Source organism: Duganella phyllosphaerae (assembly GCF_001758785.1).
Lineage (GTDB): Bacteria > Pseudomonadota > Gammaproteobacteria > Burkholderiales > Burkholderiaceae_D > Rugamonas > Rugamonas phyllosphaerae.
This window is the reverse complement of record NZ_LROM01000152.1, coordinates 25,267-46,367: the sequence shown is the minus strand read 5'-3', so window position 1 is coordinate 46,367 and position 21,101 is coordinate 25,267. Positions and strand designations below refer to the sequence as shown.

The 21,101-nt window shown below is 60.7% G+C and carries 25 protein-coding genes; 22 read left to right on the top strand and 3 right to left on the bottom strand.

Annotation, left to right across the window (positions count from 1 at the left end):
* Positions 1-46: 46 nt before the first annotated feature.
* Positions 47-586 (top strand): hypothetical protein, encoded by a 540-nt coding sequence (locus DUPY_RS25520; protein WP_229255504.1) that lies wholly within the window; start codon positions 47-49, stop codon positions 584-586.
* Here the strand turns inward: DUPY_RS25520 and DUPY_RS25515 are convergent.
* Positions 564-1,694 carry a hypothetical protein gene (locus tag DUPY_RS25515; RefSeq protein WP_070251957.1) on the bottom strand — a complete coding sequence of 377 codons (1,131 nt, stop codon included), beginning with the start codon at positions 1,692-1,694 and terminating at the stop codon, positions 564-566. The genes DUPY_RS25520 and DUPY_RS25515 overlap by 23 nt on opposite strands.
* Before the next feature lie 257 nt (positions 1,695-1,951).
* Between DUPY_RS25515 and DUPY_RS25510 the strand changes: the two genes are divergently transcribed.
* From DUPY_RS25510 to DUPY_RS25500, 4 genes are all read left to right on the top strand, one after another.
* Positions 1,952-2,155, top strand: coding sequence for a hypothetical protein (locus DUPY_RS25510; protein WP_070251956.1), 204 nt, complete (start codon positions 1,952-1,954; stop codon positions 2,153-2,155).
* 309 nt (positions 2,156-2,464) lie between these two features.
* Positions 2,465-4,075: a methyl-accepting chemotaxis protein gene (locus DUPY_RS29130; protein WP_070251955.1), complete on the top strand. Its 1,611-nt coding sequence runs from the start codon at positions 2,465-2,467 to the stop codon at positions 4,073-4,075.
* A 994-nt stretch (positions 4,076-5,069) separates the two neighbouring features.
* Complete coding sequence (locus tag DUPY_RS28530) at positions 5,070-5,216, top strand: hypothetical protein (RefSeq protein ID WP_167359117.1); 147 nt, start codon at positions 5,070-5,072, stop codon at positions 5,214-5,216.
* A gap of 220 nt (positions 5,217-5,436) precedes the next feature.
* Positions 5,437-5,682 carry a hypothetical protein gene (locus DUPY_RS25500; RefSeq protein ID WP_070251954.1) on the top strand — a complete coding sequence of 82 codons (246 nt, stop codon included), beginning with the start codon at positions 5,437-5,439 and terminating at the stop codon, positions 5,680-5,682.
* 36 nt (positions 5,683-5,718) lie between these two features.
* On the opposite strand, the gene DUPY_RS25495 is transcribed toward DUPY_RS25500, so the two are convergent.
* The gene (locus DUPY_RS25495; protein WP_070251953.1) at positions 5,719-5,952 is read right to left on the bottom strand and encodes a hypothetical protein; all 234 of its coding nucleotides are present in this window, start codon (positions 5,950-5,952) and stop codon (positions 5,719-5,721) included.
* A gap of 67 nt (positions 5,953-6,019) precedes the next feature.
* Here DUPY_RS25495 and DUPY_RS25490 point away from each other — a divergent pair, with 67 nt between their 5' ends.
* From DUPY_RS25490 to DUPY_RS25475, 4 genes are read left to right on the top strand one after another with little or no spacing between them, the layout of a single operon-like run.
* Entirely contained in the window at positions 6,020-6,610 is a 591-nt protein-coding gene (locus tag DUPY_RS25490) for a helix-turn-helix domain-containing protein (RefSeq protein WP_141749676.1), read from the top strand.
* Positions 6,549-7,835, top strand: coding sequence for a terminase large subunit domain-containing protein (locus DUPY_RS25485; protein WP_070251951.1), 1,287 nt, complete (start codon positions 6,549-6,551; stop codon positions 7,833-7,835). Before DUPY_RS25490 ends, DUPY_RS25485 begins: the two co-directional genes overlap by 62 nt.
* A gap of 12 nt (positions 7,836-7,847) precedes the next feature.
* Complete coding sequence (locus DUPY_RS25480) at positions 7,848-9,272, top strand: DUF4055 domain-containing protein (protein ID WP_070251950.1); 1,425 nt, start codon at positions 7,848-7,850, stop codon at positions 9,270-9,272.
* A complete protein-coding gene (locus tag DUPY_RS25475; protein ID WP_070251949.1) occupies positions 9,272-10,423 on the top strand; it encodes a hypothetical protein in 1,152 nt (383 codons plus the stop codon). Before DUPY_RS25480 ends, DUPY_RS25475 begins: the two co-directional genes overlap by 1 nt.
* Positions 10,424-10,458: 35 nt before the next feature.
* On the opposite strand, the gene DUPY_RS28525 is transcribed toward DUPY_RS25475, so the two are convergent.
* Positions 10,459-10,599: a hypothetical protein gene (locus DUPY_RS28525; protein ID WP_167359116.1), complete on the bottom strand. Its 141-nt coding sequence runs from the start codon at positions 10,597-10,599 to the stop codon at positions 10,459-10,461.
* A gap of 254 nt (positions 10,600-10,853) precedes the next feature.
* Here DUPY_RS28525 and DUPY_RS27395 point away from each other — a divergent pair, with 254 nt between their 5' ends.
* From DUPY_RS27395 to DUPY_RS25415, 13 genes are all read left to right on the top strand, one after another.
* Positions 10,854-11,222 carry a DUF1413 domain-containing protein gene (locus tag DUPY_RS27395; protein ID WP_167359115.1) on the top strand — a complete coding sequence of 123 codons (369 nt, stop codon included), beginning with the start codon at positions 10,854-10,856 and terminating at the stop codon, positions 11,220-11,222.
* A gap of 66 nt (positions 11,223-11,288) precedes the next feature.
* Complete coding sequence (locus DUPY_RS25470; protein ID WP_070251948.1) at positions 11,289-11,693, top strand: M48 family metalloprotease; 405 nt, start codon at positions 11,289-11,291, stop codon at positions 11,691-11,693.
* Positions 11,694-11,808: 115 nt separating this feature from the next.
* The gene (locus DUPY_RS25465; protein ID WP_070251947.1) at positions 11,809-12,621 is read left to right on the top strand and encodes a DUF6651 domain-containing protein; all 813 of its coding nucleotides are present in this window, start codon (positions 11,809-11,811) and stop codon (positions 12,619-12,621) included.
* Between the two features lie 159 nt (positions 12,622-12,780).
* The gene (locus DUPY_RS25460; protein WP_070251946.1) at positions 12,781-14,115 is read left to right on the top strand and encodes a major capsid protein; all 1,335 of its coding nucleotides are present in this window, start codon (positions 12,781-12,783) and stop codon (positions 14,113-14,115) included.
* Between the two features lie 54 nt (positions 14,116-14,169).
* A complete protein-coding gene (locus DUPY_RS25455; RefSeq protein WP_070251945.1) occupies positions 14,170-14,541 on the top strand; it encodes a hypothetical protein in 372 nt (123 codons plus the stop codon).
* 67 nt (positions 14,542-14,608) lie between these two features.
* Positions 14,609-16,990: a polysaccharide deacetylase family protein gene (locus DUPY_RS25450; protein ID WP_141749675.1), complete on the top strand. Its 2,382-nt coding sequence runs from the start codon at positions 14,609-14,611 to the stop codon at positions 16,988-16,990.
* Positions 16,991-16,995: 5 nt separating this feature from the next.
* Positions 16,996-17,499 carry a DnaT-like ssDNA-binding protein gene (locus DUPY_RS25445; protein ID WP_070251943.1) on the top strand — a complete coding sequence of 168 codons (504 nt, stop codon included), beginning with the start codon at positions 16,996-16,998 and terminating at the stop codon, positions 17,497-17,499.
* Complete coding sequence (locus DUPY_RS25440; RefSeq protein WP_084640892.1) at positions 17,496-17,867, top strand: hypothetical protein; 372 nt, start codon at positions 17,496-17,498, stop codon at positions 17,865-17,867. The genes DUPY_RS25445 and DUPY_RS25440 overlap by 4 nt, the downstream gene beginning before the upstream one ends.
* The gene (locus tag DUPY_RS25435; protein WP_070251942.1) at positions 17,864-18,247 is read left to right on the top strand and encodes a hypothetical protein; all 384 of its coding nucleotides are present in this window, start codon (positions 17,864-17,866) and stop codon (positions 18,245-18,247) included. Before DUPY_RS25440 ends, DUPY_RS25435 begins: the two co-directional genes overlap by 4 nt.
* Positions 18,247-18,738 (top strand): hypothetical protein, encoded by a 492-nt coding sequence (locus DUPY_RS25430; protein WP_070251941.1) that lies wholly within the window; start codon positions 18,247-18,249, stop codon positions 18,736-18,738. Before DUPY_RS25435 ends, DUPY_RS25430 begins: the two co-directional genes overlap by 1 nt.
* A complete protein-coding gene (locus tag DUPY_RS25425) occupies positions 18,735-19,145 on the top strand; it encodes a phage tail terminator-like protein (protein ID WP_070251940.1) in 411 nt (136 codons plus the stop codon). The genes DUPY_RS25430 and DUPY_RS25425 overlap by 4 nt, the downstream gene beginning before the upstream one ends.
* An 80-nt stretch (positions 19,146-19,225) precedes the next feature.
* Positions 19,226-20,431 (top strand): phage tail tube protein, encoded by a 1,206-nt coding sequence (locus tag DUPY_RS25420; protein ID WP_070251939.1) that lies wholly within the window; start codon positions 19,226-19,228, stop codon positions 20,429-20,431.
* A 126-nt stretch (positions 20,432-20,557) separates the two neighbouring features.
* The gene (locus DUPY_RS25415) at positions 20,558-21,097 is read left to right on the top strand and encodes a hypothetical protein (protein ID WP_070251938.1); all 540 of its coding nucleotides are present in this window, start codon (positions 20,558-20,560) and stop codon (positions 21,095-21,097) included.
* Positions 21,098-21,101 lie beyond the last annotated feature (4 nt).

Here is a 21,101-nt window from a genome sequence, read left to right as displayed (position 1 = left end):
TTTTTCCGTGTGTTAACGTTCCGCCGTTGCCACGGGAGAACACAACATGGGTTATGCAGATCGGTTCGTAATGAGTTTGGGCGCGAGCACGTTGCAGGACGACGCGCAGCATCACGCGGCCGAACCGCTGGCCGCTGCGGCGCTGGCCGACCTGACCGGCGCCGGCTTCGGCGCGCTGCTCACCCGCGTGAAGTACGCCGACGGCTCGATCAGCAAAACCTTCGAGTCCGGCACGCAGAACCTGGCCCAGCTGCTGCGCATCTGGACCAACCGCGTCACCGAAAAAGGACGTGAACGCAAGTGGGTGAAGGAGGGTACCGAGTGGGACGTGCGCGCAGCCCTGACCCTTTACCGCCGCGTTGCTGAGCGCTCGCTTGCCTATTGGCTCGACGGGAAGTGCGGCACCTGCCACGGTACCGGCACTGCCACCCGGATGATCTGCCAGCCGTGCAGGGGTACCGGCCGGGGCGAGATCGGCGGTGGTGGCTTCGAGCGCGAGAAGGCGCTGGATATGGTCAGTGAACTGGAGAGTCTGCTCCAGGCACATAATGGCCGCGCTGCTGCTATGCTTCGCTCTTGTCTTTAGTTTCCTTTGCGGACGTGTCGCGGTCACGCCTCTCTGCCGCGATACCCACAAGTTTTGTAACAAGTTCTTGAATATTGATCGGATAACTTTCTTTCGATACATGGTCGAATGATTTAGGCGCGAACAATTTTGAAGCAATCTCCTCCTTAATTTTATTCTGTGTTTCTACAGGTAAGGGGGCGATATAGGCGTCTATTGCACCGACGTCCAGAGCAGTTTGCCTCAGTGCATACTGCTGTTGCCTGTGCTTTGTTGATTCTCTCGCCATATACGCAGCTGGAATTGATAGTAGTATTGAAAATGAGAATCTGAGTATGGTTTCTTCAATCGAAATACTACTGTGCGAGAACTGGATAAGGGAAACGGCTAAAGGCACGATCGCACAAGACATTACAATCAAGGCGCCGCGACGCAACCAGTTCGCTGACGCCTGCTCCTGTTTCGAATGTTGGTCATAGTTTCCTGCCAAAACTTTTTTCCCCGCTAGCCCAAGCAACTTATCCAGTTCGACGGCCTTTTGCTGAAGCTCAGGCCTCACACGCTGATAGTCTTTTAGCGCCTGATCATACTGTGATTGCAATGGCAGAATTTTCGCTTCAAAGGCCGATTGAGATTCGCTGACAGCTGTAGACAATGAATCAACCTTAGATTCCAGTATTCCTATTTCTCTCTTCGCTTGGGCTCTTAATTCCTGGGCATCGCGCCTTAAATATTCGAGCCTGACAGACTTAGGTTCTCCCGTTTCCGGTCGAAGTACGAGCTCCTCAGTTGTCAATTCACTGAATTCCTTCCTAACCTTGGAGACTTCGGTCTCCGCCTCGGCAGCATCGAGTGGAGTCTGGTTCTTAACTACATCTATGAACATTTCTGATGCTGTTAAAACATCTTCGAAAATCTTAACCAATTCTGTTAGTCTGTAACCATTTTGAGCAGCTGTTTGCATAGTTTGAATCGCGGCGACCCATATCTGCCGAGCGCCTCGCACTTCCCCCACCCCCTCGAAATCCAGCACTTTTTTAGCGAGAGGAGACAACGCCCCTGATAGAATGCTTATTTTGCTCATGGTGAATTCTATAAAGAACGCCTTGTCTTCCGAACTAATTGCCATATTGCACTCCGCCTAATTATAATTGTAACAATTATACCATCGTTGCACTCGTGAATCATTGGGCTATGTAAAAATTAATTCCATTTTTAGTGAGCGTGTTGTATTATTTGACTGTTACTCCCCGTACTCGTAATGATCGCTCTGGCGGCACCGATAGCAGGGATTCGCGAGTTGATCAGCCGATGTGCTTCCGCTCGCGTGTATGTAACGCTCACCGCGCAGATAGCGCGGGAGCAAATACTCAAGCCACCCATGCGGTGGCTTTCTTATTTCCGCGTCCGAAAATCGAGGCGGCCATGCCCGACACCACACGCCCGCCGAATGAGCTCGTTCGCGTGTACTTCGAGCGCCGCACGCACGCGCAGCTCGACCCACCGCCGACGCCCGACGAGATCCGTCGGCAACTTGGCTGGCACCTGATCCTCACGCTGCGCCAGCCAGACCGCGACGACTGCAACTGACCTATCCAGCGCCAAACGGGACCCTCGACAAGAAGTAAAAATACCACGGTACGCGCAATCAATTTTTCCAATGTTACTTTTTGGAATTTTTTGATGTATCATGATTGCACGGCTATCTGAACTATCTCCCCGTCCCAATGCTCCCGAACCCGAGCATTCTGCAAGTTTTCCCCGGCCTCCTACCTGCCGTCGCACTCTACCTATACTTAACAACTCAGTGTCCACCAGCGGGTCCGTGACGATGATCGGCGGCGCCGACACATACGGCGGGTGATGCCTATACGGCAACAGTCGCGGACAGGAAACGATATGAACAACGTTGGAATCGGCACCCGTTTGTACGGGGGCTTTTCGCTGATCGTGGTGATACTGGTGACCTTGCTGACGGTCGCCTACGTCAATTTTTCAAAATTGAATGACGCCAATGACTGGAACGAGCACACGCACGAGGTGCTGGGCGCCAGCCAGGCGATGCTGGAGAGCCTGATCAATATGGAGACGGGCGAGCGCGGCTTCGCATTGACGGGCGCGCAGGCTTCGCTCGAGCCTTTCGTGGCTGGCCAGGCGGCGTTCAAAAAGGCGTGGACGAAGGTCCAGTCCCTGACGGCCGACAACGCGACGCAGCAGCAGCGACTCAAGAAGCTCGAAGAAGCCGAGCAGCAATGGCGTACCACGGCCGCCGAGGCAGCCATCGCGCTGCGCCGCGCCAGCATTGCCGGCACCAGCGGTATGGAGGACGTGATCGCGTTCGAACAGGCCAACAAGGGCAAGTCGCTAATGGACCAGATGCGCGCCACGCTGGCCGACCTGGCCAGCGCCGAGCAAGCCTTGCTGGCCGAACGTTCACGCAATGCCGAAACCATGCAGGGTGTCACCAAAATGACGCTGATCGGCGGCGGTGCGCTGGCGGTCGTTCTCTCGATATTCCTGGCCGCGCTGCTGGCGCGCATGGTATTGCAGCCGTTGCGGGCGATCCTGCTGGCCACCGAAGACTTGCGCAGCGGCGAGGGCGATCTGACCTATCGCTTGCCGGCGCTGTCCGCCGAGTTCGGCCAGGTGGCGACCTCGCTCAACGGCTTTATCCAGAAGCTGCACGACATCATCAACGAGGTCCGCAAGGGCACCGAAACCATCGCGTCCGCCAGCCAAGAGATTGCCACAGGCAACCTGGACCTGTCGTCGCGCACCGAGCAGCAAGCCAGCTCGCTGGAAGAAACCGCATCGTCGATGGAAGAGTTGACGTCCACGGTCAAGCAGAACGCCGACAACGCCCGCCAGGCCACGGCCATGGCCGGCAGTGCAGCGGACGTGGCAACGCGCGGCAGCGCGGTGGTGGGACAGGTGGTCACCACCATGACGGCAATTAACGATTCGGCGAAAAAAATCGCCGACATTATCGGCGTAATCGATGGCATTGCGTTCCAGACCAATATCCTCGCGCTCAATGCTGCCGTGGAAGCGGCGCGTGCCGGCGAGCAGGGCAGGGGCTTCGCAGTGGTGGCCACCGAGGTGCGCACCCTGGCACACCGGTCCGCCAGCGCCGCCAAGGAAATCAAGGCCCTCATCAACGATTCGGTGGACAAAGTGGCTGCCGGCACGGAGCTGGTGGCTGCCGCCGGCGATACCATGGACGAGATCGTGGGCAGCGTGCGGCGCGTGACCGATATCATGACTGAGATCAGCGCCGCCAGCGCCGAGCAGGAGTCGGGCATCATGCAGGTCAACCAGGCCATCAGCGAGATGGACAGCGTGACCCAGCAAAATGCCGCTCTGGTCGAAGAGGCGGCGGCCGCGTCCGAGTCGATGCAGGACCAGGCCCGCCAGCTCGAGCAACTGGTCAATATCTTTAAGCTCGAGGGGGCAGGGCAGCAACGTCCTGCTCTTCCGGCGCGGCCGCGAACTCTCGCGCTGGCAGGCTAACCTGGGATGCGGTCGACTACATCACGCCGCACAAGCTGAAGCAACCATTGATAGCGGCGCGCCTGCGCGGATAGCTGCGGCCTGCACGCTGCTCGGCGTTAGCGCTAAGATTTGGCGGCCGCTGTGTAAGCAGCCCAAGACAGGCAGACTGCAGCCGAGGATGGCGGCTTCAGTCGCAGACGTACCTGACCGTGCTTCAGTTCGCGATGGATGCTCTGTGTAGCCGCGCTACTGCTTACTGAGGCTGAAACGGCCGGCGCCGAGCGGTTGCAGTACAAATCGGGGTGGTTGACCATGGGGCCAGTCGGTCGTGTAGTGACGCTCAAGCCAATCGCGTATGACTGTTTGGCCTGCATCACGGACCACTATGCAACGGCGCCAGAAGCTGGAGGTTAGCCTGAACGAGTGCTCCACGCCATCAATGTCGACGGTGATGCTTTCAAAGTGTTCTGTGAAATGGTCTGTGCGATTCTGCCCCCCCACCCAAATGCCATAGGCCGTGTGAGGATTTGAAAACTTTCCGCTCCGCCATGCCCTGACTGCCATCGGCGCCACCGGGATGAGCCCCAGCATCACCGCCGCCCAGGTGCCATAGGCAAAGGTAGCTGCCCTATTGAACTACTTGTGTAACCCAGCTGACTAAGTCGCGCATTTAGGTGTCGGTGCTTCAGCTGGTTTAAAAGGAATGCATCGCCAGGATCACGGGCGCTAGGGGCCTCTTGGCTACATTCCAGTACGAATACGCTCTCTGCCGGCGTGAGTCCTGCAAGCACTTCTTCGCCGTCAGCATCGAATTGGATGCCGCCTGTTGCTTTCAACAGCTTCCGTATTTGATCATTTATTTTCAGCATGTTCTCTCCCTGTCGTCCCTGAAATGATGATATTGCGCTCTTGGGCGCTTTGCAATTTGATCGCGGTCAACAGGACGCGTGTCCGACTTCCTTTCGCCGCCTGCCGCATCAATGCGCTGGCGGCTTTTTTATTTGAGGGGGTTATGCCTGACATCAACTTTCGCAGCATCGTGATTGTATTCATGCTGCTCGGCATCGCGTTCGGTGGCGTCATCACCGGCGCCGTGGTGCTGGCCTGGCCGCATGTGTGTGGCTGGATCAAGCCGCTGCTGCACGCGGCGACGGCCTGATCACCGAGTACGCGACGAACATGTAGCAACCGTGCCACGAAATGAATCCGTGCGGCGTTTCCAGCCGTACACATATAACAAGGCGCGTACCTGCCATCGCACTCCAGCGGCAGGGCTTGCAAAAGCGGGTGCAGATCGCCGACGAAACATGACCAGGTGGGTCCGGCCGTAGGCAACTACGGCCCCGGCCTGGAGCGGGCGGCGACGAGGGGGGGTTGGAATGAACAAGCATCAGCACCACACCAACAACGACGTGCTGGGCGCGCCGAAGGACTGGGACCAGGCGCAGCTACCATGTAGCGCACTGCCCATCACCCGCACCGAGTGCGACGGCATACCTGCTGTGGTGAGCTACTGGAAGCCGACCGAGAACGAGGTGGCCATCTTGGCCGCCGGCGGGTCGATCGCACTGTGGGTTATTGGCTCCACCATGCCGCCGGTGATGCTGGCTGTGGACGCGCAGTAATGGCGCTCCCAGGCAGCGTGAAGTAGGCGCCGCTGCTTACTCGTCATCAATAGGCGGCTCTCTGAGCAAGTCGCACAGCTTCGCGAAATTCAATTCATACGTGCGCATGCCTGAACCGCTTTTGAAAATCAAACTCACGTCGTCTCCAGGCCGTAGGATTCCGAAGCCATTCGAGAGATCAAAGCGAACATTCAGTCTCGCGCCGAGGATTGCTTGGGCGTCTGATTCCGGGAAAGCACGGGAGAAGCCGAAGAAATCGGTTTGCTGCATTTGAACGTATCGGGTCATCTTTGAGGTGATTTCGTTGAGTTAGAGAAATATTACCAGAAGGTTTACGATGGGTCGCAAATCATCCCTGACAGAAAAGCAGTGGTCGGAGATCGAGCGGCGCCTCCTCGCAGGGGAGAAAGGCAGAGCCCTTGCCCGCGAATTCGATATCTCCGAAGCCGCCATCCGCAAACGCTGTGGTGCGCAGACGAAACAAGTAAAAGATGTTGCAAATCAATTGGTTGCAGCAGAAACGGCCTTCCGCGCACTTCCGATTAGTGCGCAAATTCAGGCGCGCACCTTGGCCGACGAGCTCAAGGAAATCTCGATGCACCTGGCCGGCGCCGCACGCTACGGCGCTGCGACCGCGCATCGGCTGTCGGGCATTGCCCACGCCAAGGTCAACGAGATTGACGACGCCAAGCCGATGGACGATGCGAGCCGAGTTGCCTTGAGCGACATCGGCGCGCTGACACGGCTCGCCAACGGCGCCGCCGAGATCGGCCTGGACCTGATCAAGGCCACCAAGGACATCAAGCCCGAAGACGACAAGCCGACACCGGTGCAGATCGTGATCGGCGTTAAGGACGCCGCGCGGCATGACGACACCAGCTCTCGAACTGAACATCCCCCAGGCGAACTTCCTCAACCTGCCGCATAAGTACAAGGCCTACGTGGCCGGCTTCGGCTCGGGCAAGACCTTCGTGGGCTGCGTGGGCATCTGTATGCACTTCTGGCAGTGGCCGGGCATCAGCCAGGGCTACTTCGCGCCGACCTACCCGCAGATCCGCGACATCTTCTATCCCACGATGGAGGAGGTGGCCTATGCGATGGGCCTCAAGATCAAGGTCAAGCAGGGCGACCACGAGGTCGAGGTGTACGAGGGCCGGCTGTATCGCGGCACGGTCATCTGCCGTTCCATGGAGAAGCCGGAAACCATCGTGGGCTTCAAGATCGGCCACGCGCTAATCGACGAGCTCGACGTGATGCCGATGAAAAAGGCCGAGACGGCCTGGCGCAAGATCATCGCACGGATGCGCTACAACGTGCCGGGCCTGTTGAACGGCATCGACGTGACGACCACGCCGGAGGGCTTCAAGTTCGTCTACGCGCAGTTTGTGAAGGCGGTGCGGGACAAGCCTGAGCTGGCCTCGCTGTACGGCCTGATCCAGGCGAGCACGTTCGACAACGAGCTCAACCTCCCGGCCGATTACATCCCGTCGCTGCTGGCCAGCTACCCGCCGGCGCTGATCGACGCGTACCTGCGCGGCAAGTTCACCAACTTGACCAGCGGTTCGGTCTATCCCGACTTCGACCGCATCAAGAACCGCAGCACGGCGATCATCCTGCCGGGCGAGCCGCTGCAGGTGGGCCTCGACTTCAACGTGCAGAATATGACCGCCTGCATCAATGTGGTTCGCGAGGGCATGCCGCTGACGCTGGCCGAGCGCGTGAAGGTGCGCGACACGCCGGCGATGGCCAGGATCCTGAAGGAAGACTTCAAGGACAAGGGCCACCAGGTCAAGATTTACCCGGATGCCTCCGGCCAGAACACCAGTAGCAAGAACGCCAGCGAGTCGGACCTGTCGATCCTGCGCGCGGCCGGCTTCCAGCTGGAAGTGAATCACACCAACCCGGCCGTGAAGGACCGGGTCAACGCCTACAACGCGATGATCCTGAACGCGGCCGGCGAGCGCCAGTGGAAGATCAACACCGACCTGTGCCCGACCACCACCGAGGCGCTGGAGCAGCAGGTGTGGGGCGCCGATGGCCAGCCTGATAAGAAATCCGGCCACGACCACCCGAACGACGCCAACGGCTACTTCATCGTGAAGCGGTACCCGATTGTGAAGCGCAACGGCTCCTCGAGCGAGCTGCCGTTCTAAAGCAAGGAAGCTATGTCCAACAAGGTCAACGACAAATCCGCAGCAGTCGAGGCCATGGAGGCCGATTGGGACAAGATCGACGCGCTGGTCGGCGGCACCAAGACCATGCGCGCGGCTGGCGAGAAGTTCCTGCCCAAGTTCCCGGGCGAGAGCCAGAAATCTTACGACTACCGCCTCAAGACCTCGACGCTGTACAACGCGCTGGGCCGCACGGTCGAGAACATGGCCGCTAAGCCCTTCGCCGAGCAGATCACGTACGCTGACATCGACAAGGTGGCGGAGGAGTGGCTGCCAAACATCGATCTGTGTGGCAACAACCTCACGGTGTTCGCCCACAGTGTGTTCACCGAGGCGCTGGCTAAGGGCCTGACGCACATCCTGGTGGACCTTCCGCCGACCATCGATAAGGATGGCAACCGGAAGTACGTCACTCAGGCAGACGAGAAACAGGCCGGCTTGCGCCCTTATCTGGTGCACATCAAGCCTCGCCAAGTGCTGGGCTGGCGCAGCACCAAGGGCGAGAACGGCGTTGAAGTATTGGACATGCTGCGCCTCATGGAGTGTGTGGAAGAGCCGGACGGCGATTTCGGCACGGTCATGGTGGAGCAGATCCGCGTGCTCACGCCTGGAACGTGGGCGACCTACCGCAAGGGCAGGGACGCGCAAAAAGACGAATGGGTCGAGCATGACAGCGGTGTAACGTCATTCGAGAATATTCCCCTGGTCACGTTCTACACTAAGCGCACCGGCTTCATGACGGCCGTGCCGCCGCTGCTGGACATGGCGGACAAGAACGTCGAGCACTGGCAGTCATCCAGCGACCAGCGCAGCATCTTGCACGTCGCGCGCGTTCCGATCCTGGCCATCAGCGGCGTAACTGATGACGATACCATCGAGATCGGTGCAAAAACCTTCCTCCGGCTGCCGACCGGCGCCAAAGCCGAATACGTCGAGCACACCGGTGCTGCCATCGAGGCCGGCCGCAACGACATCAAGGATCTGGAAGATCAGATGCGGGCGATGGGCGCTGAGCTGCTGGTGGCCAGCGAAGTCGCAAGTACCGCAACCCAGAACAACATCGAGAACGGCGACGCGAAGTGCCAGCTACAGCGCATGACGCAGGGCCTGGAAGACACGCTCGATAACGCCCTGGACCTGATGCACCAGCCGATGCGCATGGAGTACAAGGGCACGCTCGACGTGTTCGATGACTTCGCATCCGACATGATCATCGCCACGGCAGGGCCATTTGTCATCGCGCTGGTCCAGCTGGTGAACAACGGCCTGATGTCGAAGGAAGACGCTTTCAATGAAATGCAGCGCTACGGCATCCTGAACCCGGACCTGGTCTGGAAGGACGTGCAAAGCCGCATCAGTCTGGAGCCCCCTATGTTCGAAGTGCCGATGCCGAAGCCTGATCCAGTGGACGCCGAGTAATGAACGCCCTTGAAGAATGGCTGCTCGAAGCGCTAATGGCAAGCGGCGTCAAGATGCTGCGCGTCGAGGCCGAGGTTAAGGCGCGAGTACTGGCCCTGCTGGTGCTGATGCAAAAGGACCTGGTATCGACGATTGCCAACGCCGGCGAACTGTCCGCGCTGAGCCGCGCAGGTCGAAATGCCGTGCTGCGCGAGTCGAACGACCTGATTGCCAGGTACTACGGCCGGGCGCAGCTGCAGGTCGATCTCTTCGGCATCGCCGAGGTTGAATCGATGGCGGTGCGCCAGGCCCTCGCGGGCGTGATCGAACGCGCAGCACCTGGTGAGATCAGCGCTGCCGTGCGCATGAGCGTCGGCATCCCGACCGAGGGCTACCTGCGCAAGCTGGCCGGCGACATCCTGATTCAAGGCTCGCCGGCCAAGAACTGGTGGTTGCGCCAGCAGCAGGACACGCAGTTCAAGCTGGCCAACCAGATCCGCATCGGCGCCGCTCAGGGCGAGACGAACGCCCAGATCATCAAGCGGATCGTCGGGCAAGATGCTGCTGTTTTGCCGCCGGCCGCGCCGACGGCGAAGGCGCCCGCCCCGGCGCCAGTGATTCAGCCTGGAATTCCGGGCATCGTGCCGCTGGCTAAGAAGAATGCCGCCGCGATCGTGCAAACCAGCTTGGCCACCGTGGCTGCTGCCGCGCGCCGCGCCACATTCGAACTGAACCGCGACGTGACCGACGGATTTATGCAGGTAAGTACGCTGGACAGTCATACAAGTCATCTGTGCATCGCGTACAGCGGCGCCTCTTGGGATTGGGAATACAATCCTATCGACGGGAACGCGCTACCATGGGACGGCGGCGTGCCGCGCCACTGGAACTGCCGCAGCTCCGAGATCGCCATCATGAAGAGCTTGCGCGACATGGGCATCGACATGGACGAACCGGAGCCGACACAGCGAGCCTCGGCCGCCGGCCCGATCAGCGCCAAGACGACCTTCGACGAATTCCTTAAGCTGATGGGGGCTGAGTTCCAAAACGAGACGCTGGGCAAGGGCAGGGCGGAACTGTTCCGCGCTGGCAAACTGAACTCGCGCGACCTGGTCGACGTGTCAGGCCGGGCGCTCAAGCTCGAGCAGCTCAAGGCGATGTACTCGCAGTAGGGTAGAATCGACGCATGACCTTCGATCCCAAATCCCTACTTACTGCGCCGCTCGTTGACCTTGACGTCGATGGCCTGGCCGCCGCGCTGGCGCAGCTCCAGGCTGCCGGCTTCGGTGGCGCCGGTGTAAAACTGCCAGGTGGCGCGCCAGCGCGCAAGATCATTCTGGTGGCGCATGGCGCGCAAGCCGCCCATTTTTTGCTGAGTAATGGCGTGCCGTCGACCGCTACGTGATGGGCGGTGCGCTCCAGGCGCCCAAGCTCGAAAGTCGCACGCGGCGGGCTATCTGCTTCGGCTGCCTGATGAACAGCGAGCACGGTGGTGATGTAAAGAGATTAAAGCATGTCAGATGCAATCAATATCGATTGCATCTCAGAGTTTTTTCCCGTAGTATTGCTCCATTGGCGTGTCACGCCTTCTCGGAGTTTATTATGAAGAATGTTCGTGTTGTAATGTCTGATGAGTCCTATGCGCGGCTTCTCGCGAAATCACGAGCTGCGGGCTGTCCGGGAATAGGTGCCTATCTTTTGAAAAAGGCTGGCGAGCTGACTTATGATGCTGAGGCACACAGCATTGCGCGTAAGGCTGAAAAAATCGCGTCAAGGCGTGCGGTTGGAAGTGAGCCCTTCATTCTGAAGAAGTTGTTTTCAAAGGATGATTGGGAGGGTTTTTCAAAATCGGCTCGCATCGCAGCTGGCAAGGATTTCTTCGCGGGAGTGTCTGCCGGCCTAACTCCAGGCATTGAGTTGGGCGAGAAGACAGGCTCGAATCACCAGACATATCTACGCGTCGCCGAGTAAATTTTTTTAGTGCAGCATCCACAAAGCCGCCCGGGCAACCTGGCGGTTTTTTTACATCCGAAACATATGCAAACAGCCATTAATATCATCTGCTGGCTGTGGGCCGGCTGGGTCGCGTTCAACCTGCTTATGGTCGCGCTGGTCGCCACGGCGCTGCCGGTGCACCAGGCGCACTTCGACGGATTCCGCGCGCGGCTGCCGACCTGGTTGCCGACGCTGCTCACGGCCGACGAAATAGCCGCGGTAACTTCGCACGAGAACGGCCACCGGCATCACCTGCACGTCTGGACCAACTTGATGCTGCGATGCCTGTTCCTGAACCCTGGCGCGCGCCGCCGGCGCCGGCAGGAACTGGAGGCCGACGACTACGCCGTCGCAAATGGCCATGGCTGCCACATGGCCAGCGCGCTGCGTAAGCTGTCGAATCACCCTGACGACATATTCCGGGCCGAGCGCCTGGAGCGAATGTAGCAACCACCGAATTCACCATGCCGCCCTCGAGGCGGTTTTTTTATGCCGCAAGCGGACGCGACGCGGTGCACGGCCGGAAGGCCATCGATAGGGCGGATGCCCGGAAAGTCAGACCATGCCATACAAATACAACGCCGACGGCACCATCGCCCTGGATGAGAAGAAGCTGCCGATCTTCATCCACGCCAATGGCACCGAGGCACCATTCGATGCCGAGGCCACGCTGGGCACGATCACCCGCCTGAACGGCGAGGCCAAGACCCACCGCGAGGCGAAGGAAGCTGCCGAGAGCAAGCTGAAATCTTTCGAAGGCATCGAAGACGGCGTGGCGGCGCTGGCCGCCCTCAACACCGTCAAGAGCCTGAGCTCCGGTGAACTGAAGACGGCCGCCCAGGTCAAGGAAATCCAGGATGCTGCTGCCAAAACGGCGCAAGAGCAGGTTGCGGCCCAGGCCAAAGCCAGTGCCCAACAGTTGCAGGAGCTGACTGCGACACTGGAAAAGCGCACCACCGAATTGAACAACCATATGATCGGCGGTGGTTTCACCGGCTCGAAGCTGTTCAACAAAGAAGCCAAGCACCCGAGCCATCTTGCGATCCCGCCTGAAATGGCACGCGCCTACTTCGGCAACAACTTCAAGGTCGAAGATGGCAAGATGGTTCCATACGACGCAGCCGGCAACAAGATCTTCTCGCCGACCCGTCCGGGTGAAATCGCCGACTTCGATGAAGGCCTCGCTCAACTGGTTGCCGCCTGCCCGTTTAAGGAGCAGATTCTGGCCGGGTCCGGCGCATCCGGTAGCGGCGCCCAAGGCAACGGCGGCAAGACTGCCGATGGCAAGAAGCAAATCACCCGCGCCGCGTACGACGCCATGGACCCCATGGCCCGCGCCGGCGCAATGAAAGAAGGCGCAGCGATCGTCGACTGATCGTCGCCATAGCAGTAACCGAGGCCCGCCGCGCGCGGGCTTCTTCGTTTCCGTAGTACCGCAGTGCTTTGCCGGCGCCTGGATGGGCAAGTCGGTGCTTTTGGGCTGGATGGCCTCTCTGTTCAAAACCTCAAACCACCAATTAAAGGCAATTCCATCATGAAGAAAATGTTGATTTCCATCGTCGCTTTTGCTGCGATGGCCCTGTCCTCGACTGCCCAGGCCGTCACCACTTGCGCCGACAAAGCTGCGTTCTGCGCCAAGGTAGTCGGCGAACTGGTTCAGGCCCACATCTGGAACTACGCCGCAAAGACCGGCCTGGTGCTGGGCCCGAACAACCTGACCGGCCTGATCACCACCCTGTACAACGCGATGGACGTCGTCTCGCGCGAACAGGTGGGCATGATCCCCGCCGTGTCCGCTGACATGACGTTCGCCCGTGCGGCTGTCGGCCAGGTGGTCACTTCGCCAGTGGCACCTGCCGCGACCGCGACCGACATCACGCCAGCCGTGACGCCCCCGAATGACGGCGACCAAAACATCGGCAACAAGTCGGTGACCTTGACCAAGGCGCGCCGCGTGCCGATCCGCTGGAACGGCGAAGAGAAGCTGGCCCTGGATAACAGCGGCAACAGCTACAACATCATCCTGCGCGACCAGTTCGCCCAGGCGATGCGCACGCTGTGCAACGAAGTCGAATCGGACCTGACCGCGCTGCACGTCAAGGCCTCCCGCGCCTACGGCACCCCGGGCACCGCGCCTTTCGGTATTGCAAACGACCTCGGCGACACCGCCGGCGCGCTGCGCATCCTGGAAGACAACGGCGCCCAGGGCCTGGACTTCCAGATGGTGCTGGGCTCGGCAGCGATGCAGAACATGCGCGGCAAGCAATCGGGCCTGTTCAACGTCGAGAAAGCGGGTCGTGAAGACATGCTGCGCGACGGCATTACCGACCGCCTGCAAGGCCTGGCGCTGCGCCAGTCCGCGCAGATCAAGCGCCCAGCGAAGGGCACCGCCGCCGGCGCCACCACCAACGCAAACGGCTATGCCTTCGGCGCCACGGTCATCACCCTGGCTGCCGCCGGCACCGGCTCGTTCGTGGCTGGCGACGTGATCAGCATCGCAGGCGATCCTGAGAACAAGTATGTGGTTTCCTCCGGCGACGCCAGCTCGGCCGATGGCGGCACCATCACCATTGCTGCGCCTGGCCTACTGCAAGCGATCCCAGCTGCCGCGACCGCGATCACCGTAGCCAACGTCGGCTTCCGCAACATGTTCTTCGCCCGCTCGGCCATCGTGCTGGCGACTCGTGTGCCGGCGCTGCCAGCGCAGGGCGACTCGGCCGCTGACCGCACCATCATCACCGACCCTGTCTCGGGCCTGTCGTTCGAGGTGAGCATGTACATGCAGTACCGCCAGGTGCAATACGAGATCGCGCTGGTCTGGGGCGTAGGCGCCGCGAAAGACGAGCACATCGGCATCCTGCTGGGCTAATTCACCAACACCACCCGGCGGCCACCACGGTGCCGGGCAACCTGCGAGAACGCAATGCCAACCATCAAAGTCAAATCCACCCATCCAGCTACCCAGGGCGCTTTCGTCGTCATCGACCAGGCCGACTTCAACCCCGACGTGCACGAGCTGTACGACGACGGTACCGACCAGGGTATGGGCGTCATCGAGCGCGCGCCTACCGTAGCCGAGCTGCAAGCTGCTCACGAGCGCCTGCTGGCGCGCGAACGAGAGATGGACGCAGAGCGCGACCGCCTGGACAACCAAGCCCGCGCCAATGAAGCCGAGGCCCAGCGCCTCGCCGACGAGCGCGCCGCCGCCGAGAAGGCCGCTGCCGACAAAGCTGCTGCCGACAAGGCTGCCGCCAAAGCTGCCGAGAAGGCCGCTGCCGACACTGCCAAGAAGTAAAGCACCACCAGCATCACCACCAGCCCGCCGCGCGCGGGCTTTTCCCATTCCGCCACCGAGATAGCCAATGTCTACAACCACCACGATCAAAGCTGGCGAGTCTGCCAAAACCCTTCCAATCCCGGAGGGAAAAGTATTGGTACTCACTGGTTCGGATGACGCGGCGGGAGTGGCGTACCTGCTCGATCCGGTACTTGGGGGCACCAACTCCACCCAGTCGTGGTCAATCGGTCCTGGAGCACTGCCGCAGATCGGCCCATTCGATGAGCAGCGCAAGGTGCTGGTGTTCTGCTACGCCGGCGTCATCACCGGGCAAATCAAGATCGCTCAGGGCGGCGGCGGAGGTTATACGCTCCCGGTGGCGACGCCTGATGTGCTGGGTGGTGTAAAGCCCGACGGCACTACTATTACAGTCGATGGCCAGGGCAAGATCAGCGCACCAGGCAGCGGAGGCGGGCCGTCCGAGAGCTACTCGGTCCTGGGCTTCGGCACGGTGACGACGCCAGCCAGCGCAACCGGCGGCGGGGTGGCCTCGCCAACCGCGACCGACTGCAACTGCGTCATCGTGCGAAACAACACAGGCGTGATGGTTGAGTTCAACCGCAACGGTGGCGCCACGTTCTACCGGATCCGCCCCGGCGAGGTGTTCCCGATTTTTGGCATCACCAATGCAAATCAGATCGGCTTCCGCCGCCGCGATTACGCCACCTCGCGTGACAGCCTGCGCGTAGCCGTGAACCTGACGTTCGCCAATACCTCGCTCACGTACCCGGTAGTGCAGTTGGTCGCAAGCACCGCATCCGGTACGGCGTACCAGATCGCGCCTACGCAAGCATGCGTCGGCGCCGAGCTGACCAACAACTACAACAAGGACATCCTGGTCAAAATTGGTACTGGTGTCGCCAAGCTGAGCCGCAATCAGACGATGGTAGTAGGTGTGACCAACGTCAACCAGATCAGCTGCGTGTCGCCCGATAGCACCGGCGGCGCAGCTATGTGCGTCCAGGCATTCACCAGCCGCATGCCGGGTTCGGGCGCGCCAGTGCGCGAGTATGCACGCTCCGACATTCTCAGTCCGGAGGCAACCATCCCGCTGGGCGATATGCAGAATGCGCCGTATGATCAACCAGCAGGCATTGCGGATTTCGCTCCGTTCAAGCGGATCAAGTTTAAGCGGAAAACTATTTCGGTGTGGTCCACCGCTGCGAAGACGATTATCACTGCAGGCCTCAGCAAAGCGAACGTGAATCTGGCTACCGACCAGGTGTACGGCTCATACGGGCCCGTCTCCCAGTTCGGCAATGCTACGGCACCAAACGTCACGTTTACCACGGACACGACGGCCTCCATTTTGTCCGAGGACAATGCCCCGACGCCCATCGACGTGACGGCCGGCGCGATTCATGTGACCATCCAAAAAGCCGCACCTGCGTCTGGCGGGTTCACCTCGATGAACATCGATTTGTTCTCGACGGGCACACCGTCCGCCCCTGGTGCGGACTTCCATACGCTGAACGTATTCTCCGATTTGAGCGGAGGCATGAGCGGCCTGAACAGCTACGGCTCCCGCAGCTATGGCGCTGGGCGCTTCACTGCAGTCGGCGCTGGCGCCGATATGACCGCGGTCACTTTTGCGCGCATCCGTATCGCTGGCGCGACCAATATGACAGTCATTCCTGGTGATGTGTCGTTCGTGCCGCCTGCGACCGGAAAGGCGTCGATCGTATTTACAATCGATGACAACCACGGCAAGGCCGTGTGGGATGCGCATCGAATCCTGTCGCCTTACGGATACCCTGTGGTGCTGTATCTGTCGCCGGCAAGCCGTATGATAGGGGGCGGGGCCAACACCGACGGAAATCCGACCATCGATAACCTCCTTGCGCTGCAGCAGCGTTACGGTTGGCAAATGGCTTCGCAGGACTATTTCGACGGTACGGTGTCGGATGCAGACCGGACGCCTCAGCAATGGCTGGTGGAGTCTCGCAAGAACCTCATCATGGCAGCCCAGCTCGGTTTCGATCTGGACGGGATGCGCGATGGATCGCTGTATGGCGGATACAACTTCGGTATTGACGGCCCGATCACGAAGACCTGCCAACGGTTGTTCGCAACGATCCGTCGATTCGATAATTCGCCTGGCACAGCTGGTGACGGGCTCGCTCCATTTGCGTTCGCTGACACGAATCCGCCTGGCGACCCATACAACCTCCGTGCGTACAACATGGACACGTACGTCGGCTCCCAGACCGTACAGCAGTGTTTCGACAAAATGAAGGCTTATGTCGATCAGGCCGTCGCCAACGAGGGCATCGCGATTTTCAGCACTCATACCGGGTTCAGCGATGGCACGATCGCCGCCGCCGTGGTCATGCTTGCCCAGTACATCCGCACATTGGAAGTGGCCGACCTCGCCGAGGTGGTGACGCTTCAACAACTTCGAAACTGATAATCATGACCCTCATCATCGAAACCGGCGCCGGCCTGCCGGATGCTGACAGCTATGCCAGCGTGGCGGCCGCCGATGCCTACCACGCGAAGCGCGGCAACGCCGCCTGGGCCGCTCTGGTAGAAAGCGAGAAGGAGTCGCTGCTGATCAAGGCGACCGAGTACATGGTCGGCCAGTACCGCGCGCGCTGGAAGGGCCGACGCCGCACTGCCGCCCAGGCACTCGACTGGCCGCGCTACGACGTCGAACTGGATGACGTCCATGCTTACTTGGGGTCGGACATTGTCCCGGTGGAGGTACAGAATGCCTGTGCCATCCTCGCGCTGCAGGCGAGAAGCGGCGAGCTGGCGCCGGCCCTGAAGCGAACGATCAAGGAGAAGGTCATCGGCCCGATCAAGACCGTGTATGCGGATGGCGCACCAGAGGCGGTGCGGTACCGGGCGGTGGATCAGTTGCTCAAGCCGCTCTTGTGCGGTTCGGGCTTGTCTGGAAGATTGGAGCGGGCGTGATCAACTACCCAGTGGTGCAAATTGAAGGCTGCGCCGTGCACGAAAACAGCTATTCCCACAACGGTAAGGTGTGGACTGTCACGAACTTAATCGCGCAGACCAAGGATCTGGAGGCGTTTGACTTGCCTCTTGCCGCAATCTATCTTGGTGCCGAGGTATGGACGCCAGAAGCGTCGCCGTACGGCATGGCCTTCCACATGCGTAGAGCGCTGGACGTCGATATCTCCCACCCGATTATCCTTAGTGAGCAGGGCTTCATCATGGACGGCTGGCACCGGGTGCTGCGCGCGCTGATCGATGGCAAGGCCACCATCAAAGCAGTGCGCTTCGCGAAGACGCCGACGCATGACTACCTGGAAGCGAAATGAGCGATTACGCACAAGATGCCATCGACGCCGACGAAGCCCTCCGCGAGGATGGGCAGCTGCTCACGCTCACATTCAAACAGCCAGGTACCTACGTTGGCGGTGCCCTGGTGCCGGCGCCACCCATCATCAAGAAAGCCTGGGGCATTGAAACCGGGCTGACAACCAACGACCTCGGCATCGGCGCCATCAACGGCACGCTGATCAAATCCGGCGACCGCAAGATCACGATGTCTGCGCTCGACGAAACCGGCGCGCCACTGGCGCCGATGAAGAACGAGGACCAGGTGCTGGCCGGCGGCGTGGTGTACACCGTCAAGAACGTTGACAAGGTCGCTCCTGGCGGCATCGTCGTGCTGTGGCGGCTGGTCGGGAGGATCTGATGGGCACCTTCGCATTGCAGATCGCCGCATGGGTCCAGAAGACCAAAGACGACACCGATAAGGTGGTGCGCTACTGCCTGGCCAGCATCGACGGCAGGCTGGTGAGTCGATCCCCTGTGGGCGACGCCAAATATTGGAAGCATGCTCCGCCCAAGGGCTATGTCGGCGGCCGATTCCGGGGCAACTGGCAAATGTCCGTCGGCTCTCCCGCGACTGGCGCGCTCAACATCATCGACCAGGACGGCAAGGCAACCATCGCCGCGCACGCTGGCATCGTTGCTGCCGCGAAGGCGGGGGAGGTTTTCTACCTGATGAACAATCTGCCGTACGCAAGCCGCATCGAGAAAGGCTGGTCGCGCCAGGCGCCCGTCGGCCTGGTCGCGCTGACCGTGGTCGAGTGGAGCAACATCGTTGATGCGGCTGTGAACGGCGTGCGCGCCGGCACCAGCAGCGCGGACTTCGCGCAGGGCTACCAGAGTTATTCGATATGACGATCCCCAACATCCGAAACGCGCTCGAGCAGGCGCTGGCTAGCATTGATCCAGCCATCGACATCGTGCACGAAAACGTGCCGTATGACCCGGTACCGGACCGGCCTTATTGCGCGGCCTACCTGCTGGTGGCCGAGCCAGGCAATCCGACGCTGGGCGAGGCCTACCACAAAGAGCAGGGCGTGATGCAGGTCAATCTGCAATATCCGCCGCTTGTTGGCACGCTGGACTGCGCGCTGCGCGCCGAAGCGATCCGGGCGCTGTTCAAGCGCGGATCTGCTTTTTCGGATGGCGGCGTCACCGTCCAGATTGACCGAACACCCGAGATCGACCGGGGTGAGCAGGTCGATGGACGGTGGATGCAAATCGTCAGGATCCGCTGGCACGCGGACATCTTCACAGCGTAGCAAATCACACGGCCGTCGAAAGGCGGTTTTTCATTCTGGCTCGCCGCGTGCGGGCCTTTTTCATTCCTGAAAGGCTTCACATGGCTGCTACTGCAAACGGCATCAACACCCTTCTGGTGCTGGGCAAACAAACTGCCGAGGGCGCGAAGGCCCCGGTCGGCGCCGGCCAGCTCTACCCGCGCGTCACCAGCTCCTTCGATACCGAGGCCGACAAGTACTCGTCAAACGAGATCGACCCGAGCCAGCAGCAGGGGGACACCCGCCTGGGCAACTTCCGCGTGACGGGCGACATCAAGGGCGAGGCATCCTGCGGCACCTATTCAGTGCTGATGGCCGCCCTGATGCGGCGCGACTGGACCGTTGCCGGCGCTACGGCTGCCGCCATCACCATCGCTGCTGTGGCCGACGGCTTCACCCGTGCCGCAGGTTCCTTCCTGGCCGACGGTCACCGCGCCGGCACGGTCGTTCGCGTGACCGGCTTCACTGCGCCCGCCGCCGCAAACAATGGCCGCAACTTCTTCGTGACCGCAGTAACCGCGCTCAAGATCACCGGCCAGTACCTTGACGGTAGCGCCGTCGTTGCAAAGGCCGCCGGCGACAGCGTGGCGATCGCCGCACCCGGCAAGCGCACGTTCACCCCACTGACCGGCCACACCACCGACTGGTTCACCGCTGAGATTCAACAGCCGGACGTGGTGGTGCACCGCACCTTCGTCGATCAGCTGGTCAGCAAGATGGATATGGCGGTACAGCCCAACGGCCTGACCAGCTGCGACTTCACCTTCATGGGTAAGCGCGAAGATGCCACTACGGCCGCCGCCTACTTCACCACTCCGGCGGCCACGCCGACCGGCGGTAAGTTCTCCGGCGCCACCGCGATGCTTTCTGTCAATGGCATCCCGTCGCAGATTTGCACCGGCATGTCGGTGTCGCTCGACGGCCAGGTCAAGATCGACCCGGTGCTGGGCACTAAGTATGCAACCGCTGCATCGCGCGGCAAGGTGATCGGCTCCGGCCAATTCACCGTCCTGATGCAGGACGCGGCCTACCTCGACTACTTCAAAACCGAGACCGAGGTATCGCTGGCCTATGCCATGGCGGCCAGTAATGCGGCGCTGGCGGACGTGATGGCGCTGCAGATGGGCCGCATCAAGATCACCTCGGCAAAGGTCGATGACGGCGAGAAGAACAAAATCATCACCTGCCAATTCGACGTGCTGCGCTACAAGGGTAGCGATGCCCAGCACGAGGGCACCACCCTGGCCATCCAGGACACGACGCTGTAATCCACCGCCGGCACCGCCGGCGATTCCAGTTTGGCGCAAGCCACCCCAGCACGGACCGGACGCTGTCGCCTTCGTCGGCGCGGCGGCCGGCACCGGCACCTATTCATCCGACGAAAGGTATTACCCATGAACGCTATCACCAACACCGAAACCTCCGCTGTTGCCGCCACCCACAACGCCGCGACCACCATCATCGCATCCGGCTTCGACATCGCCAATCTGGCAGCTGCTGCGGTCGTTACCAAAACCTTCAACGTTGACGTCTTGTTCGACGAGGATGGCAACGCCACCGCCGGCCTGGTCATCGTCGGCAAGAACAGCCCCGAGTACCAGGCTGCCAGCCATGCGGTTCGCGCCGAGGGCTACCAGAAGGCCGCCGTGCGCAAAACCGCGATCGACGCTAAGACTGACGCCGGCGCCAGCAAGCTGGTTGACGTGATCGACAGCAATGCGACCCGTCTGGCGCTGTCGGTGGTCACCGGCTGGTACGGCTTCACCAGCGCTGGCGTGCCCGTGCCATTCGACAAGAACATGGTGGCCGCCGCCTTCGCGAAATTCCCCACTTGGGAAGATAAGGTCAGCGCCGCCCTGGAGGTTGACGCCAATTTTTTGACGGTCTCGTCGCCAGCCTCCTCGCCTTCGCCGACCACCAGTTCGAACGGCTAAAGAC